The sequence below is a fragment of the Paenibacillus sp. FSL P4-0338 genome (assembly GCF_038002365.1).
Taxonomy (GTDB): Bacteria; Bacillota; Bacilli; order Paenibacillales; family Paenibacillaceae; genus Paenibacillus_AQ.
In genome coordinates this window covers 31666-46663 of sequence record NZ_JBBOCG010000001.1, presented here as the reverse complement: position 1 = coordinate 46663, position 14998 = coordinate 31666, and the positions used below count along the sequence as shown (strand labels likewise).

General features: G+C 51.8%; 11 protein-coding genes. 8 read left to right on the top strand and 3 right to left on the bottom strand.

The annotated features are described in order from the left end of the window. Nucleotides 1-47: 47 nt before the first annotated feature. Nucleotides 48-1382 (bottom strand): sugar ABC transporter substrate-binding protein, encoded by a 1335-nt coding sequence (locus MKZ07_RS00190; RefSeq protein WP_341023937.1) that lies wholly within the window; start codon nucleotides 1380-1382, stop codon nucleotides 48-50. Nucleotides 1383-2024: 642 nt separating this feature from the next. Here MKZ07_RS00190 and MKZ07_RS00185 point away from each other — a divergent pair. The 4 genes from MKZ07_RS00185 to MKZ07_RS00170 all read left to right on the top strand — a co-directional run bounded on the left by MKZ07_RS00185 (nucleotide 2025) and on the right by MKZ07_RS00170 (nucleotide 9004). Beyond that, nucleotides 2025-3773: an alpha-glycosidase gene (locus tag MKZ07_RS00185; protein ID WP_341023936.1), complete on the top strand. Its 1749-nt coding sequence runs from the start codon at nucleotides 2025-2027 to the stop codon at nucleotides 3771-3773. Nucleotides 3774-4220: 447 nt separating this feature from the next. Beyond that, entirely contained in the window at nucleotides 4221-5255 is a 1035-nt protein-coding gene (locus MKZ07_RS00180) for a LacI family DNA-binding transcriptional regulator (protein WP_036692751.1), read from the top strand. Nucleotides 5256-5372: 117 nt separating this feature from the next. Further along, a complete protein-coding gene (gene pgmB, locus MKZ07_RS00175) occupies nucleotides 5373-6035 on the top strand; it encodes a beta-phosphoglucomutase (protein ID WP_341023933.1) in 663 nt (220 codons plus the stop codon). A 650-nt stretch (nucleotides 6036-6685) separates the two neighbouring features. Continuing rightward, on the top strand, nucleotides 6686-9004 hold the full coding sequence (locus MKZ07_RS00170; RefSeq protein WP_036692747.1) for a glycoside hydrolase family 65 protein: 2319 nt from the start codon (nucleotides 6686-6688) through the stop codon (nucleotides 9002-9004). Between the two features lie 5 nt (nucleotides 9005-9009). Here MKZ07_RS00170 and MKZ07_RS00165 read toward each other — a convergent pair whose 3' ends face one another. Beyond that, nucleotides 9010-9702: an HAD family hydrolase gene (locus MKZ07_RS00165; RefSeq protein WP_084648843.1), complete on the bottom strand. Its 693-nt coding sequence runs from the start codon at nucleotides 9700-9702 to the stop codon at nucleotides 9010-9012. Between the two features lie 63 nt (nucleotides 9703-9765). Between MKZ07_RS00165 and MKZ07_RS00160 the strand changes: the two genes are divergently transcribed. The 3 genes from MKZ07_RS00160 (at nucleotide 9766) to MKZ07_RS00150 (ending at nucleotide 13464) form a co-directional block, all read left to right on the top strand. Further along, nucleotides 9766-11451 carry a glycoside hydrolase family 13 protein gene (locus MKZ07_RS00160; RefSeq protein ID WP_341023931.1) on the top strand — a complete coding sequence of 562 codons (1686 nt, stop codon included), beginning with the start codon at nucleotides 9766-9768 and terminating at the stop codon, nucleotides 11449-11451. Nucleotides 11452-11595: 144 nt separating this feature from the next. Continuing rightward, nucleotides 11596-12456: an AraC family transcriptional regulator gene (locus MKZ07_RS00155; protein WP_341023930.1), complete on the top strand. Its 861-nt coding sequence runs from the start codon at nucleotides 11596-11598 to the stop codon at nucleotides 12454-12456. Nucleotides 12457-12618: 162 nt separating this feature from the next. Next, a complete protein-coding gene (locus tag MKZ07_RS00150) occupies nucleotides 12619-13464 on the top strand; it encodes a DegV family protein (RefSeq protein WP_036692743.1) in 846 nt (281 codons plus the stop codon). A 339-nt stretch (nucleotides 13465-13803) separates the two neighbouring features. Here the strand turns inward: MKZ07_RS00150 and MKZ07_RS00145 are convergent, their stop codons facing one another. Continuing rightward, nucleotides 13804-14604 (bottom strand): class I SAM-dependent methyltransferase, encoded by an 801-nt coding sequence (locus tag MKZ07_RS00145; RefSeq protein WP_036692741.1) that lies wholly within the window; start codon nucleotides 14602-14604, stop codon nucleotides 13804-13806. Between the two features lie 130 nt (nucleotides 14605-14734). Between MKZ07_RS00145 and MKZ07_RS00140 the strand changes: the two genes are divergently transcribed. Continuing rightward, nucleotides 14735-14914: a hypothetical protein gene (locus MKZ07_RS00140; RefSeq protein ID WP_036692737.1), complete on the top strand. Its 180-nt coding sequence runs from the start codon at nucleotides 14735-14737 to the stop codon at nucleotides 14912-14914. Nucleotides 14915-14998 lie beyond the last annotated feature (84 nt).

Below are 14998 nucleotides of genomic sequence, written 5' to 3'. Positions count from 1 at the left end.
TATGCGGCGGGCAACTCTAATTCCACGGTAAGCTGATGGTTGTGTAATTACTGGGCAGTGGCCCCGTTGTTCAGGTCCTTGATTTGTTCTACAGCTTTGTCCATCGCAGTCTTAGGATCTGTGTTGTTATCCCAGATTGCCGGAAGTGCTGCGTTCACCGGGCTCCAGACGTTCCCCATTTCAGGAATCGAAGGCATCGGCTGGGAGTTCTTGGCTTGCTCGGCAAAAGCGGATACGAACGGATCATCCGTAATCTGCGGGTCCTGCAGGGCTTCATTATTGGTCGGCACGGAACCGACCAGCTTGTTGAGCGTCAGCTGCGAGTCTTTGCCGGAAGCAAAGTGGGCATACAATTTAGCAGCATTCGGATATTGCGTATAGGCGTTGACGGTAAAGATCTTGATCCCGGAGAAGGTAATGGCGGTTTTGCCGTCAATGGTTGGAACCGGAGTGATTCCGAGGTTGTCGCCCAGCGCCTCTTTATATCCGGCAAGCTCCCATGGTCCTGTAATATCCATAGCTACATCGCCGCTGTTGAACAGACTGCGCTTGATGTCCGGGTTAATGTCACCGCTCTTAATCGGCAATACTTCCTTCAGCTTTGCAAATTCAGTCAGACCTTTGATCGCACCTTCATTATTCAGGCCGATATCGTCTTTGTCGGTACCGTCTTTGCCGAACAGGTAGCCTCCGGTAGTGGCGATGAACGGATAGTTGAAGTACATGTTGCCGACTTCCCACATAATGCCGTAACGGTTCTTAGCTTTATCCGTGAATGTTTTGCTGAAGGCAATGACGTCATCGAAGGATTTCGGAGCTTCTTTTATCAGAGACTTGTTGTAGAACAGCGCATAGGTCTCCGCCGCTCTTGGATAGCCGTACAGCTCACCTTCATAGGAGGAACCGACAATTGAAGCCTCAGTGTTCTCAGCCTTGGTCTGCTCTGCAAAGACATCATTCGGGAGCAGCAGGCTCGCACTTGCCGCCTTGCCGAGATTATCATGCGGAATGACGGTAACGTCTGCTGCCAGACCGGAAGGACCATCCTGGGTCAGCTTGCCAACTTGGTCAGGCGGTGCTACCTCTTCAATTTTGACCGGAACGTTATATTTGGCAGTGAATTGCTTAGACACTTCCTCGGCGAACTGTCTTTCTTCCTTACTCTCCCAGATCACAAGGGATGCGCCCTCTTCAGGGACGATCTCACCCGCTGCCGGAGCGTTGTCGCTGCCGCCCCCGGCATTATCCGTAGCCGCTGCATTATCCGAAGGAGCATTAGTCGCCGCTGCATTCCCCCCCGTATTGTTGTTGGAGCCGCATGCCGTAATTGATATTGCCATCGAGCACGCTGCGGTGAGAACCATAAGTTTTTTGAGATCCATTCCTTTTAACCCCTCCTGTGTGTGTATATTACTTGATTTGACGATGATGCTTCTTTTGCCTTGACGATGATGCCCCCTACTTTGCGCAAACGATTTCAGAGGATTCAAAAAAAATTCTGCTTTCTACCATTGCCTCTTCCGAATGCATCATGCCTTGTTTAGAAAGCGCTTCATTCCTGAATCCATAATACATCAGCTGGCTTGCAATTGTAAAAACGTTTGCACACAGTAAAATCACTAATTTTTCGCCATTTACCCTAAATAATAATATTATTACTCTTCTTATCGCACGATTTCTTTAAATAACTTTAATATACTTCATTTATAAATTTCGAATCTGCATTTTTTGTCGTATTTAGGCGAATAATGTTGTAAAAAAACTAAATATTATCAATTTACAGACTTTGGAAATCGGTTTCCCGTTGATATTTCTTTGTGCAACTGTTTGTACAAACCTCTTGAACCTCATTTTGTTCCGTGCTATAATCCAAACCATCATGAAACACCTCATTCTTCACCAATCTAAAGGCACTGTCCCTTCTCGGGTACAACCTCGGCGTAATCTAACCGGCGGTTGTGCCTCTTTGTTGTGTGCAGAATCGGGTGCGTAATCTAGCTAAACTAAATCTGGGAGGAATTATTATGTTATTAGAAGCCGTGTATCACCGTCCCCGTCTGAACTGGTCGTATGCCTACGATCACAACACCATCCACCTGCGGCTGCGGGCCAAGAAGGGTGATCTGACCGAGGTCTTCGCCTGGGCGGGTGATAAATATGCCTGGGATTCGACCAAGGAATTGATCCCGATGACCCTGTTCACTTCCGATGCGATGTTCGATTACTGGGAATGCGAATCGGTTCCGCTCTACCGCAGGCTGAAATACGGCTTCCTGCTGCAGCAGGGCCAGGAACGCATCTGGATGACTGAAAGTGATTTCCAGAAGGAGCGTCCCGCGAACCCTAACCGGCTGTTTGAATTCCCCTACATAAGCCGTGGTGATGTCTTCACGCCTCCGGCTTGGGTAAAGGACGCTGTCTTCTATCAGATTTTCCCCGAGCGCTTCGCAAATGGCGATCCCAGCCTGAGCCCTGCTAATGTAGAGCCTTGGGGCGGAACCCCCCGGCCGGATAATTTCTTCGGCGGAGACCTGCAAGGTGTCATAGACCATCTCGATCATCTGACAGAGCTGGGCATTACGGGCATATATTTCACGCCGGTCTTCACAGCCACCACCAATCACAAATACGACACGGAAGACTATATGCAGATTGACCCGCATTTCGGTGATGTGGACACGCTGAAAAGATTGGTCGATGCCTGTCATGAGCGCGGCATCCGCGTGCTGCTGGACGCGGTCTTCAACCATGCGGGCCGTACCTTCGCTCCGTTCGTGGATGTGCTGGAGAAGGGTGAGGATTCGGAGTATAAGAACTGGTTCCATATCCGGGAATATCCGCTCCAGGTCGTGAACAATATTCCGACCTACGATGCCTTCGCCTTCGAGCCGCTGATGCCGAAGCTGAACACAGAGCATCCTGAGGTGAAGGAATATTTGCTGAAGGTCGCAGAGTATTGGATTAAGGAGGTCGGCATCGACGGCTGGCGTCTGGATGTGGCCAACGAGGTGGATCACGAATTCTGGCGTGATTTCCGCAAAGTGGTGAAGCGTGCCAACCCCGAGGCTTACATTCTGGGCGAGATCTGGCATGAATCAGCCCCTTGGCTGGAAGGCGACAAATTCGATGCCGTCATGAACTACCCGTTCACGGATGCGGTGCTTGACTTCTTCGTCTACGGAACCCTGGATGCAGAAGGCTTCTCCCATTCGATCGGCAGACAGCTGTCCCGGTATCCGCTCCAGGCCAGCGAGGTTGCCTTCAATCTGCTCGACAGCCATGATACTGCGCGGCTGCTGACTGTGGCAGAGGGTGATAAGAATGTCATGAAGCTGGCTGCGCTGTTCCAGTTCACCTTCATGGGCACGCCCTGCATTTACTACGGGGACGAGATCGGAATGGATGGCGGGGGAGACCCGGATTGCCGAAAATGCATGGAGTGGGACCCGGAGCGGCAGGACCGCGATTTGTTCAACTTTTACCGTAAGCTGATTGAGATCCGCGGCAGCCACCGGGCGCTACGTACCGGACGCTTCACCTTCCTTGAAGCCGGAGCCGGAGGCAGTAAGCTGGCCTACGAGCGCAGTCTGGGCGATGATCTGATCATCGTGCTGATCAATACGGAGGAGACGGTGCAGACCTTCCGGCTGGATGTTCAGGAACGCAATTGGGAGAATCTCTGGACCGGCGAAGCGCTCCGCGCCGAACGCGGCAAGCTGTCACTGCGGCTGCCGGCATACGGCTTCGCCGTGCTTCAGGCAAACATGTCCTAAACTCTGCCCGCTTTCTTATAAGCTGATTCAGAACATTTTAGCGCAACCGTTTGTATATTGAAACAGAGCTACTACTTAGTACTGGACACAATAGAATCAATTCTGTTGTGTCCTTTGTATATTCAGTATTTATAGGGTCTGTTGAATTTTTTTAACTTGCTATTCTTCCGAAAAAGTAATGTTCAACTGCTTACTTTTTAAAGATTGATCAGCAACACCTTGCTCTCTTTGCACTAATTTTGCACAAAAACTCTTTACCAATTGCACTGATTTGCACGTACCTCTGCTCCACTTCCAAATTCATAATAGCTTAAGCCGTATCGCCGTGTGGTGCTCAGAACGTATAAGTCACGGGGATTGCGCCCTATGCGAGGTTCACTATTTACAATCAACCCCACTTCGATTAATATTACTGTGTAAAGCAAACGGTTCCATTAGGAGGTTTCTATGACAGTTACCATTAAGGACGTTGCCAAGAAAGCGGGAGTCTCTCCCTCCACGGTGTCCCGGGTGTTGTCAGGCCATCCCAGAATCAGCTTAGAAACTTCCCGTAAGGTCAAAGTGATTATGGAAGAAATGGGCTACACCCCGAATATGATGGCCAAAAGTCTGGTATCCAAGACCACTAACAGTATCTGCATCATTCTTCCGAAACCGGCTGAAGAGCTGTTCTCCAATTTGTTTTTTATGGAATTAATCCGCGGGATCGTCACTCAGTCCAGCCGTTCCGGCTATGATGTGCTGATCAGCTCCGGGGCGAACGAGAAGGAGGAGCTTGAAGCTGTCTCCCGTCTGCTTAAGGGACGCCGCGTGGACGGCGTTATTCTGCTGTATTCCCGTAAAGACGATGCGGTGATCGATTTTCTGCAGTCGGGCGGTTATCCCTTTGTCCTGGTTGGACGGAGCGACCGCTACGAGGATATTCTGTCAGTGGACAATGATAATATTATGGCCGCCTATGATGCGACGAATCATCTCATCTCCATGGGACATGAACGCATCGGCTTCGTCAGCGGCCCGCCGAACCTCATCGTTTCACGCGACCGGCTGGAGGGTTACCGCAAGGCCATGCAGGGTAAGGGTCTTACGATGAAGGATGAATGGATCGTTGAAGGCGAGTTCTTGCAGGACAGCGGCTATAGGGCGATGTCCTTCTTCATGAATCTTCCGAACCGTCCGACAGCGCTTGTCGCGGTGGATGATATGGTCTCCTTCGGGGTACTCCGCGGATTGAACGAGCTGAAGTACAAGGTCCCTGAGGATCTGGCGATTGTCAGCTTCAACAATATCCCGCTCTCCGAGCTGTCCAGTCCTCCGATCAGCAGTATTGATATCGGAATCTATCATCTTGGCTATACGGCCTCGCAGGTACTGATCCAGAACATCCAGAAGCCGGATAATCAGGATGGTTATACGAACCGTTTTGTCATTCCCCACCGTTTAATCGTACGGGAGTCCTCTATGCATGCTCCGGGAAACTAAGGCATGTACAAGAAAATGAATGAAGCAGACTTACGCTTCATTTATTTTTTGGAGCTTTGTACAAACGTTTGCGCTAACATATGGAGTGTATTCACTAATCATTTTAGGAGGTTCAATATGTCAGATATCAAAGCCTGCCTGTTCGATCTGGACGGCGTTCTCGTAGACACTGCCCGGTATCACTATATTGCTTGGAGGGAGCTGGCCGAGGAGCTTGGATTTGTCTTCACAGAGCAGGATAACGAGCGGCTCAAGGGAGTCAGCCGGGCGGCCTCGCTGGAAATCCTGCTGGAAATCGGCGGCATCTCGCTTGGCGAAAATGACAAAGCCAGACTGGCGGAACAGAAGAATAACCGCTATGTCGAGTATATCGCCAAGATGGACAGCTCGGAGATTCTCCCCGGCGCCCTGGACTTCCTGAAGGAATGCCGGACCGACGGCATCAAGGTTGCCCTCGGCTCAGCCAGTAAGAACGCGATGACCATCTTGAACAATACCGGCCTGACCCCATACTTCGATGCCATCATCGACGGCACACATACCAGCGCGGCCAAGCCGGACCCGGAGGTCTTCCTGCTGGGCGCGAAGGCTCTTGGCACCGCTCCCGTACAATGCGTCGTCTTCGAGGATGCCGCAGCCGGTATCCTGGCCGCTTCCCGTGCCGGTATGCGCAGCGTGGGCATCGGCTCCCCCGAGACACTCAGCGGAGCAACACTAGTTGTCCCTTCCCTACAGCAGCTTACTGTTGCCACGCTGAAGGAATCTTTTTCCACTGTGTGACGAATAGTAACAGAAGTAGGAACGTGAACCGTTCCGAGCCGTGAGCCCTCCCGCTCACGCTGCATCTAGCCCGCCGGACAGCCTTACTGCACTTTGTACAACTATATTGCCAATTTAGCTCCCATTCCTCCGCTCAGTTGTACTTTGTACAATTATGCAATCACTTTTAGGCTGATATGACCTTTTAGAGCAGATTTAGTTGTACAGACTACACTTATACGGCTTCAGTCCCTCTAATCGCGCCTATTAAATGCACAGAATACAACTACCTCAAAGTCTAAGCCTCTGAGCTTTGCAATGGGTGCGGAAAGCGGCATTTACTGTATGCACTTATCAATTTAATTCATCATCTCAGATCTACAGTCAGATCGGATGCTGCACTTGCATCTTCTACCCTACCCTCAGGAAAAGAACTGAGGGTAGTTATTAAACTTATGGGGATGAAGCTGCGGAGTGAAAGTTTGGAGCTGTAGGAGCGTTAGCGACCGCCTTTATAATCAGATTTCATCCGCTGAGAACCACTTCAATAAAGAAATCTGATTATAACAGCGGCCGGAAGTCCAAACCTTTCGCGCAGCGGCGATGCAGTCCCCATGATTTTAGTACGAAGTTCAGTTCTTTTCACATCCCCCCTTAAAGGAGCCATAACCATGAAACAATACTTAACAATCAACGAATGGTCCATTATCGAAGAGTCCTTTGATCCGCAGACCCAGGAAATATCCGAAAGCGTATTTAGTATCGGGAACGGATACATGGGCGGCAGAGCAAACTTCGAGGAGCAGTACAGCGGACCCAGCCTGCAAGGCAGTTACATGGCTGGCGTCTATTACCCTGACAAGACACGGGTCGGCTGGTGGAAGAACGGGTACCCGGAGTATTTTGCCAAAGTGCTGAACAGCACTAACTGGATCGGCATCAACATCGAGCTGGACGGGACGCCGCTGGATCTGGCCCACTGCACAGTCAGCGAATTCCGCCGGGTACTCAATATGAAGGAAGGCACACTCTCCCGCAGCTTCACCGCAACCACCCAGGACGGCAAAGAAGTTAAAGTGGAGAGCATTCGGATCGTCAGCATGGTCCGTCATGAGATCGGGGCGATCCGCTATTCGCTCACTCCGCTCAATTTCGCAGGGAATATTACCGTAACCCCCTACCTGGACGGCGATATCAAGAACAAGGACTCCAACTATGACGAGAAGTTCTGGAACGAGGTGGAGAAGAAGGCTGGACCAGAAGGCGGACATCTGACCCTGAAGACCAAAAAGCTCGATTTCCATGTCACCTCCGCCTTCGTCTTCGATATTCTGCTGAATGGTGAGCCGGTTGCGGCCGAAGCAGGAGTGCTGGAACAGGACAAATATGTGGGCAGTACAGTGAATGTTCCGGTACAATCCGGCGATCAGCTGGTTATTTATAAGTATGCTGCGAATGTCACCTCCCGCAATTACGGTCTGGGACAGCTCGTGGATGCCGCATCGGCTGCACTTCAGCGTGCGCGGGAGGCGGGGTTTGTGGCGCTTTTGACAGAACAGGCTGCGGCATGGGGCGACAAGTGGAAGGAAAGCGACATTATTATTGAGGGCGATGTGTCAGCGCAGCAGGCGATCCGGTTCAATATTTTCCAGCTGAATCAGACTTATACGGGCGAGGATGACCGGCTCAACATCGGACCGAAGGGCTTCACCGGGGAAAAATACGGCGGCAGCACCTACTGGGATACGGAAGCGTATTGTGTGCCGTTCTATCTCAGTACCGCCGACTCCGCGATTGCCCGCAATCTGCTGATCTACCGCTACAAGCATCTGGAGAAGGCCAAGGAGAATGCCCGCAAGCTCGGCTACCGTAAAGGCGCGCTCTACCCGATGGTCACGATGAACGGTGAGGAGTGCCACAACGAGTGGGAGATTACGTTCGAGGAGATTCACCGTAACGGCGCGATTGCCTATGCCATCTATAACTATGTGAATTATACCGGCGACAAGGCTTATCTGGGCCAATACGGCCTGGAGGTGCTGGTAGAGATTGCGCGCTTCTGGGAGGAGCGTGTGAACTATGTGGCGCATAAGGACAAATACGTCATGCTGGGCGTCACCGGCCCGAATGAATACGAGAATAACGTCAATAACAACTGGTACACGAACCGGATGGCCGCCTGGACGATGGAATACACGCTGGAGGCTCTGGCCTATTTGCAGGAGAATGAGGGTACGCGTTACGCCGAGCTGGCTGATAAGCTGGAGCTGCTGGAGAGCGAAACGGCCAAGTGGAATGAGATTATCGCCAAAATGTACTATCCGGCTGACGAGGAACGCGGCATCTTCCTCCAGCAGGACGGCTTCCTCGACAAGGAGATCATCCAGGTCAAGGATGTGCTGCCGGAGAACCTGCCGCTGAACCAGAAATGGTCATGGGACCGGATTCTGCGCTCTTGCTTCATCAAGCAGGCGGATGTGCTTCAGGGACTCTACTTCCTCGGCGACCGATATGATCTGGAGACTAAGAAGCGCAACTTCGACTTTTACGAGCCGATCACCGTTCACGAGTCCTCTCTCTCCCCTTGCATCCATGCCATACTGGCCTGTGAGCTGGGCTATAAGGAAAAGGCGTATGAGATGTACCTGCGGACCTCGCGTCTGGATCTCGACAATTACAATAACGATACGGAGGACGGCTGCCATACCACCAGCATGGCGGGCACGTGGATGTCGGTTGTTCACGGCTTCGGCGGACTTCGCGTGCTGAACGACCGGCTCGTCCTGAACCCGTCTAACCCGGGACACTGGACCTCCTATTCGTTCAAAATCATGTTCCGCGGCTCGCGGCTGAAGGTCACCGTGACCGATGCACAGGTTACCGTCAGCAACGAAACCGAGGTTCCAGCCTCCCTCACCATTCACGGCAAGGAGTATACAGTGAACGGACTGGGCACTGTCAGTGCCGGGGGTGCTTCCGTCACGGTGTAATTTGATCAGCCCCGAAGATATTTGGCTTCTTCGGGGCTTTTTTTCAATAAGAGCTCCACTAATTCTGCCAAATCATCAATGACAGCATCCGCTTCAGCCACTGTGACAAACGGATCATTCCGTTTCCAGACAGCCTTCATTCCTGCTTCGCGGCTCGCACGTATATCGTTATCCGGATGATCGCCAACAAAAATAGCATGCTCTGCGGCTACACCCAGCCGGGTCAATGTACGATGGAAAATAGCCGGATCTGGCTTGCGCAGTCCCTCCCATTCGGAGATAAGCACCTCATCGAATAAATGCCCGATGTTCAACGCCTTGAAATTATCGTATTGAAATTGGCCATAACCATTCGAGATTAACGCAATCTTCAGACCATGATTCTTGAGCTCAGTAAGCATAGCTAACAAATTCGGGTAACCTGTACAATGTTGCTGGAAGTTGTATAAGTAATCATCGAGCAGTGAGCTCCAGTCCAGCTTTGGAATAGAAAACTCTTGTATGAGCTGTTGATACACTTTGTCCTTCCACAGGTAACCGTGATTATCAAGCTCGATGAAGCGCTGGACAAACAGCTCATGATCAACGGTTTGAAGTTCCGGGTAGCGCCGGTATTGATCTTGGACAAACTTTAACAGAGAGGTGTCACGGTCCAGCAGTGTTCCATCCAAATCAAAAAGAACCGCTTGGATTATCAGTTCAATCACTTCCTTTTCTTATTACCTATTAAAATGAATATACCATAGAAGGAGCATCCCCCAATGAAAAGAACCTTTTGGAAAGAAGCCGTAGTCTACCAGATCTACCCGCGCAGTTTCCAGGACAGCAACGGAGACGGCATCGGTGATCTGCAAGGTATCGTCTCCCGGCTGGATTATCTGCAGAAGCTGGGCGTTACTGTCGTCTGGCTGTCGCCGGTCTACAAATCGCCGAACGATGACAATGGTTACGATATTAGCGATTACGAGGATATTATGGATGAGTTCGGCACGCTGCGGGACTGGGAGGAGCTGCTGGCCGGACTGCATGAACGCGGCATGAAGCTGATGATGGACCTCGTCATCAACCATTCCTCGGACGAGCACGCCTGGTTCGCGGAATCCCGCTCTTCGAAGGATAATCCCTACCGGGATTATTACATCTGGCGTCCCGGCGGACCGGACGGCGCGTTGCCGAACAACTGGAGCTCCATCTTCAGCGGACCGGCCTGGGAGCGGGATGAGGCGACCGGCGAATATTATCTCCACCTGTTCTCGCGCAAGCAGCCGGATCTGAACTGGGAGAACCCTCGGCTGCGGGAGGCACTCTACAAGATGATTGCCTTCTGGCTCGACAAGGGTGTGGACGGACTGCGGATGGATGTCATCAATCTGATCTCCAAGGTGGAAGGCCTGCCTTCGGTCGAACATGAGGATCTCGCACCCGGGGAGCTGGCGGGCGGCGGCGAATACTACATGAATGGTCCACGGGTCCACGAGTATCTGCAGGAGATGAACCGTGAGGTTCTCTCCAAATATGACGTAATGACCGTCGGGGAAACGCCGGGAGCAACGGTCGAGGATGCCATTCTCTACACAGACGAAGACCGCCATGAGCTGCAGATGGTGTTCCAGTTCGAGCATATGGACGTGGACTCCGGCCCAGGCGGGAAGTGGAATGTGGTGCCGTGGACGCTGAAGGGGCTACGGGATATTTTGCATAAATGGCAGGTGGGGCTTGCAGACAAGGGCTGGAACAGCCTCTATCTCAACAACCACGATCAGCCGCGGATGGTCTCCAGGTTCGGAGACGACGGCAAATACCGCGTGCAATCGGCCAAAATGCTGGCTACCCTGCTGCACACGCTCAAAGGCACACCTTACATCTATCAGGGCGAGGAAATCGGTATGACTAACGTAAAGTTTCCCACGCTTGAAGACTATAAGGACATTGAGATTCTCAATATGTACCGGGAAAAGGTGACCGAAGGCGGCGCAGACCACGACACCATTCTTCAGGCGATTCATACCAAAGGCCGCGACAATGCCCGCACGCCGATACAGTGGGACGCCTCCAGCAATGCCGGATTCACCACCGGAACCCCGTGGCTGAAGCTCAATCCGCGCTATACGGAGATCAATGTGGAGCAGGCGCTGGCTGATCCGGACTCCGTCTTTTACTATTATCAGCAGTTGATTCAGCTGCGTAAGCAGCATCTGATTATGGTCTATGGCGTTTATGAGCTGCTGCTGCCGGAGCATGAATATATCTATGCCTATACCCGCACCCTGGAAGGTGAAAAGTGGCTGATCCTGCTTAACTTCAGTGATGCACCACAGACTATAGAGCTTACGGAGGAGCTGAATGCCGTCACCGCAACGATCATCGGAAATTATTCAGAGGAGCCCGCTGCCATGGACCGCAGCACCCTCCGCCCTTACGAGGCCAGAGTTTGCCGGATCGGATAGCGTAACGAAGGCTGACAAATCCCTTCATCCATGGCATCATAGATGGACAGACTGCCGGACGAAACCTGTCACTAATGAGCAGAGAATAACAGGAACATATGTGCGGTAACATGCTAGAATGATTTCAGAAGGAGATGGGGAGCTTTGGAATGGCTGATCCGAATGAAGAACGCACTGGACTATATGGAGCTGAAAATGACTGAAACGCTGCGCATCGAGGATGTGGCTGAGGTAGCTTATGTCTCACCGTTCCACTTCCAGCGCATGTTCAGTATGCTGACCGGCTTCACCGTGGCCGACTATATCCGCAAACGCAGATTGACACTGGCCGCCCAGGAGCTGGCCGTATCCAAGGTTCGTGTGCTGGATGTGGCGCTGAAATACGGATATGAATCGCCGGAGTCCTTCGCCAAGGCGTTCCGCAAGGCGCATGGGATTACCCCTTCGGAAGCGCGTAAATCGGGCGTCCAGCTCAAAGCCTTCCCCCGCATCTCATTCCATCTATCATTGAAGGGAGATCAGGACATGGACTACAAAATCGTGGATAAACCAGCTTTTACTGTTATCGGCAAATCAATGGAGGTCACTACCCGTGACGGGGAGAATTTCCGCAGAATCCCGCAGTTCTGGGACGAATGCAATGAGGACGGCACTTCCGACAAGCTGATTGAGCTTAGCGCATCCCGTGAATGGCTTGGCATCTGCATGTGTATGGATATGGAGAAGGAAATGCTTACCTACTGGATCGGGGTGGAAGGAACAGCGGATACGGATGCACAGGGGTATGAGACGGCAGTCATTCCGGCCGCCAGCTGGGCGGTCTTCCGGTCAGAGGGCGCTTTACCGCATGCGATTCAAGGGGTTTGGCAGCGGATCTATCAGGAATGGTTCCCGGGAACCGGCTACGAGCATACCGGCGGACCTGAGATCGAGCTATACCCGCCCGGCGATACATCTGCTGAGGATTATGTGTGTGAAGTATGGATTCCGGTGATGAAGAAATAAGCTGCAAGGCTGGATGTGGTATCCGGGAACGGCTTCGCTGTCTAACATGGACGGTGGAGCTGTTTTTTTGTTTTGAGATTCTTCCCAAGCTTGGTATAATAAACAGATTATAGTTTTCTTAATCTAGTGTATTCTCATCCGAGATCGGTGAAGGAGATATTCATGTCTATCGTAAAAATCTTTTCAGACAGCACTTCCGATTTGCCGCAAGGCTGGAAGGACACCTATGATATCGGCATTGTGCCGTTATATGTAGTCTTTGAGAACGGTACCTTCAAGGACGGGGTCGAAATCACCCCTGAGGAGGTCTACCGCCGGGTCGCTGCGAGTGGTGCTCTGCCTAAGACCGCTGCGCCTTCCCCTGCTGATTTCATCGCCGCGTTCCAGCCAGTGATCAGCAGCGGCCATGATATTGTCTATATCAGTCTATCCTCTGCTCTATCTTCTACATATCAGAATGCACTGCTGGCAGCGGGTGAATTCCCGGAGGGCCGGGTGCATGTCGTAGATTCTGAGACCTTATGCGGCGGAATTGCGCTGCTGGTCATGAAGGCTGCCCGTGCCGCAGCCACAGGCGAGAGCGCTGCCAACATCGCAGCGATGATTACCGAAGCCCGTAACCGGGTGGAATCGGAATTCGTGGTCGATACGCTGGACTACTTATACATGGGCGGACGCTGCTCGGGAATGCAGAACTTCATCGGCAGCCTGCTGAAGATCCGTCCGGTTCTCCGGCTGGTGGACGGAGCCATTGTCCCTGTTGCCCGCATCCGCGGCAAAAAGGAGAAAGCGGTGGAGCAAATGCTTCAGCATGCGCTCGCGAATGCCGCCGATATGGACAAGGAGCTGCTCATTATTGCCCATACGCTGGCAGAAGAGGATGCCAAGATGCTGGAGACCGCGCTGCGCGCGCAGACCGGTGTCGAGGAAATAGCCGTCATTCATGCCGGCTGTGTCATCGGGAGTCACTGCGGACCTGCTACGGTAGGTCTGATGTATATGCGCTAGAGCGGGTGGAGCCAGTAGCAGGCATCAGGTCCGGTAGTGGCTGCCCCGATTGCATAGCTTGCTTCACCAAGACAGCACCACCATGCGGGTGAATGCTGTAAGAACTTAAGCTGACTGGACTGCTCACCATCGCGCCAGCACAATGTGATCGGTTTTTCGATTACATTTGGCTCACTTGCCTCACGATTGCGCAATGTGATCGGTTTTTCGATTACATTTTGGCCGATATACTATCCGCTGCTCCAATTGTGTTCGGTTTTTCGCGAACATTCCGCCTACTTGCTTCAAGCTAACAGCAGGTCCCCAAATGGAGACCTGCTGTTTTTTTGCTGGATACTATTATGTTGTCCTATCAGGATATAACGGTCTTAACAGCCCCTCAGCAGCATCGGCAACCAGCGTGTAGAATTCGGGGAATCCCTGGTGCTCGGCACTCTTGATTTCTTCAAAGGCACGGATAGATAGCCCTTGCGAAGCGACAGAGGTCAGGATATTCCCCAGCGTCCAACTCCGCACCACCACTTGTCCTACGCCGGAACGCTCCTCTTCAGGAAGCAGCTTGGCGAATGCAATTTCACTTTCTCTAAGCGTATCGTCAAAATAATTTCCGGTGGGATGCTGAAGCGTCTTGGTGGTCAGCCATGCCCTGGCGAACGGATGGAAATCGGTCAGCAGGAGCCGTCCATTTGCCTTCAGCCGTCTGCGGACCAAGGCAAACACCTCATTCAAGTCTGCGAAATAATGCAAAATCCCAAACTCCATCAGCACCACATCGAACGTTCCCAAGGCTTCTTCTTCGGGGATATTCATGACGTCTGCACAGAGGTAATTCAGCTTCACCCCCGCTGCCTCCGCCACTTCACAGGCGTATAAGCGGTTCTCTTCCGAGATATCCACGACGGTGACTTCTGCCCCCAGCAAGGCGAAGCAAATCGCCTTCCTGCCATGAGAGCCGAGCAGATTCAGCACCTTCAAGCCTGTCGGATCGCCTGTGTACTTAAGCCAATACCGCAGCGTATGTGCGGGATCTTGCTGCAGCTGCAATGCAAGCTCCTCAGGTGAACCATGATAGTGTGTCCAAGCCTGATACGCTTTTGTCTCCCACGCCGCCTTATTCGTACGTGACATCTGCTCTTGCATGTTACTCCCCCTTATAAGAAGAATTTGGAAATTATACTCTCTGATTTTACTATAATCTGCTTATAATGCAACAAGCAAAACGCCTGCGCCAAATAAATTCTTACATATGAACCAAGAAGTCTGAGAGAAGATGGCCGTTGCCAGCAAGCAAATGGAAAAACGTAGCTTATTTCGCCGGATTCAGCGGATCATGGACCAACAAGTGGAAAAACAGCAACTAAAATTGATGATTTTACCTTTTAGGCTGAATTGGGCTAAATTAAGTGCTGATTTTCCAACTGCTATCCCAGTAAGAGCCTATCGAAGATAAGCAAGTGGAGAAAATCCAATTGTTTACGCTGCCCATGCGTCAGAGTGGAAATAACAGACAGAAATAACCCGCTCCCACTGTATC

Coding starts and splice junctions, on each gene's coding strand:
- MKZ07_RS00145 (WP_036692741.1), bottom strand. CDS start 14,604: ATGCAAGAGCAGATGTCACGTACGAATAAGGCGGCGTGGGAGACAAAA.
- MKZ07_RS00185 (WP_341023936.1), top strand. CDS start 2,025: ATGTTATTAGAAGCCGTGTATCACCGTCCCCGTCTGAACTGGTCGTAT.
- MKZ07_RS00140 (WP_036692737.1), top strand. CDS start 14,735: ATGGCCGTTGCCAGCAAGCAAATGGAAAAACGTAGCTTATTTCGCCGG.
- MKZ07_RS00150 (WP_036692743.1), top strand. CDS start 12,619: ATGTCTATCGTAAAAATCTTTTCAGACAGCACTTCCGATTTGCCGCAA.
- MKZ07_RS00190 (WP_341023937.1), bottom strand. CDS start 1,382: ATGGATCTCAAAAAACTTATGGTTCTCACCGCAGCGTGCTCGATGGCA.
- MKZ07_RS00170 (WP_036692747.1), top strand. CDS start 6,686: ATGAAACAATACTTAACAATCAACGAATGGTCCATTATCGAAGAGTCC.
- pgmB (WP_341023933.1), top strand. CDS start 5,373: ATGTCAGATATCAAAGCCTGCCTGTTCGATCTGGACGGCGTTCTCGTA.
- MKZ07_RS00160 (WP_341023931.1), top strand. CDS start 9,766: ATGAAAAGAACCTTTTGGAAAGAAGCCGTAGTCTACCAGATCTACCCG.
- MKZ07_RS00180 (WP_036692751.1), top strand. CDS start 4,221: ATGACAGTTACCATTAAGGACGTTGCCAAGAAAGCGGGAGTCTCTCCC.